Source organism: Kitasatospora sp. NPDC001603 (genome assembly GCF_040298365.1).
Taxonomy (GTDB): domain Bacteria; phylum Actinomycetota; class Actinomycetes; order Streptomycetales; family Streptomycetaceae; genus Kitasatospora.
Genome location: NZ_JBEPAA010000178.1, coordinates 1 through 2,422, shown reverse-complemented (window position 1 = coordinate 2,422; position 2,422 = coordinate 1). Strand labels below are relative to the sequence as shown.

The 2,422-nt window shown below is 71.1% G+C and carries 1 protein-coding gene; it reads left to right on the top strand.

Features of this window, described 5'->3' with window-relative positions; all coding sequences use genetic code 11:
* Positions 1-2,422: condensation domain-containing protein (locus ABT263_RS38665; RefSeq protein WP_352298626.1), on the top strand; the 2,422-nt coding region annotated here is incomplete at both ends.

Here is a 2,422-nt window from a genome sequence, read left to right as displayed (position 1 = left end):
ACACCCCCACATCACCGACACCGTCGTCACCGTCCGCGAGAACACCAACGGCGAGAAGACCCTCATCGCCTACCTCGTCACCGACACCGTGCTCGATGCTCCGGTACTGCGCGCCGAACTCGCCGACAAGCTCCCCGAGTACATGATCCCGACCGCCTACCTCACGATCGACGCCATCCCCCTCACCCCCAACGGCAAGATCGACACCCGCGCCCTCCCCGCCCCCGACCTGGACGCGTTCGCCACCACCGGCTACACCGCCCCCCGCACCCCCCTCGAGGAGCGCCTCGCAGCGGTCTGGGCCGAGGTCCTCGGCCTGCCCCAGGTCGGTGTCGAGGACAGCTTCTTCGACCTCGGCGGCGACTCCATTCGCGCCGTCCGCCTGGTCGGAGCCCTGCGCGCCGCCGGCTACGACGTCACCATCCGCGACGTCTTCCAGCAACGCACCATCACCGCCATGGCCGCCGCCCTCCCCGGCAACGGCACCGGCGAATCCCTCATCACCGCCGTCCAGCCCTTCGCCCAGATCTCGGACGACGACCGCAAGGCCCTCCCGGCCGACATCGTCGACGCCTACCCGCTCTCCCAGATCCAGACCGGCATGCTCGTCGAGATGCTCGCGGCCGAGTCCCGGGACGTCTACCAGAACATCAACTCCTTCCGCCTGCCCGACCCGAAGGCCTTCGACGCCGCAGCGTTCCGCCGCGCCGCCGACATCGTGGTCGCCCGGCACGACATCCTGCGCACCTCCATGCACCTGGAGGGCTTCAGCCGGCCGCTTCAGCTCGTTCACGCCGACGTCGAGATCCCGGTCGCCATCCACGACGTCCGCAGCCTGACCGAGGCCGAGGTGACGGCCCTCACGCTCGCCTACGTCGAGCAGGAGCACCGGAACGGCTTCGAGCTGACCGCCGCCCCGCTGCTGCGCATCTCGGTGCACGTCGAGTCCGACCGGGCCTGGCGCCTGACGTTCAGTCACATTCACGCCATCACCGAGGGGTGGAGCTACCACACCCTCCTGATGGAGCTGCTCGCCTGCTACCGCAGCCTGCGGGACGGCCTTGAGCCGGCGGCCTACGAGGTGCCGTCGGTCCGCTACGCGGACTTCATCGCCGCCGAGCAGACCGCGCTCTCCGACCCGCAGACCCAGGAGTTCTGGCAGCAGGTCGTCGACACCCACAGCCCGCTGGTCCTGCCGGACGGCTTCGCCGAGTCCGACCTGAACGGCGTCGCGGACCGCAACCACGTCCACATCCCGTTCGCGGACCTGGAGGACGGCCTGCGCAGGCTCGCGGCCGAGGCGAAGTCCTCGCTGAAGAACGTGCTGCTGGCCGCGCACCTCAAGGTGCTCGGCAGCTTCACCGCCGAGGACGCCTTCCACACGGGCGTCGTCTACCACGGCCGTCTGGAGGCGCCGGGCGCGGACCGGGTGCTCGGCATGCACCTCAACACCCTGCCGTTCCCCACCACGCGCGGTGCCGCGAGCTGGCGCGAGCTGGTCGAGCGGACCCATGCGACGGAGACCGCCATCTGGTCCCACCGCCGCTACCCGCTGCCCGCCATCCAGCGCGCCGCCGGCGGTAACCGGGAGCTGCTGAACGCCCTCTTCGAGTACCTCGACTTCCACCTCGTCGACAAGTCCTCGGTCGACGTCGAGGGCACGATGGTCGACGGCACGACCGAGTTCGGCTTCAGCGTCATCACGGTCGGCGGCAAGCTCGACCTCGCGGGTGCGACCAATGTGATCAGCTTGGCGAACCTGCAGCGCCTGGGCGCCATGTACCGGCTGGTGCTGGAGGCGATGGCCGCTGATGCCGACGGTGACGCCCGCCGTGTCCTCCTGCCGGAGGCGGAGCGCGCCCAGCTCACGACCTGGGCCGGAGGCGGCTCGGTCGAGTGGCCGGCGGGTCTGACCGTCGACCTGATCGAAGCCCAGGCCGCCGCGACTCCGGACGCCGTCGCCGTCATCGCCGGCGAGACCCGGCTGACCTACGCCGAGGTGGACCAGCGGGCCAACCGCATCGCCCACCACCTGCTCACGCTCGGCGCCGGACCGGACGTCCTCGTCGGCGTCTGCCTGGAGCGCGGCCCCGACCTCGTCCCCGCCCTCCTCGGTGTGTGGAAGGCCGGCGCCGCCTACCTCCCCCTCGATCCGTCCTGGCCCGCCGACCGCCTCGCCTACGTCCTCGCCGACACCGCGACACCGGTGATCGTCACCTCCGCCGCCCTGGCCGACACCGTCGGCGCCCAGTACGACGGCACTCTCGTCGTCGTCGAGCGCGAGCAGGCGACCATCGGCCAGTACCCGGCGACCGCGCCCGAGCGCGCCCTGGACGGCCAGAACCTCGCCTACGCCATCTACACCTCAGGCTCCACCGGCCGCCCCAAGGGCGTCCTCGTCCACCACCACGGCCTCGCCAAC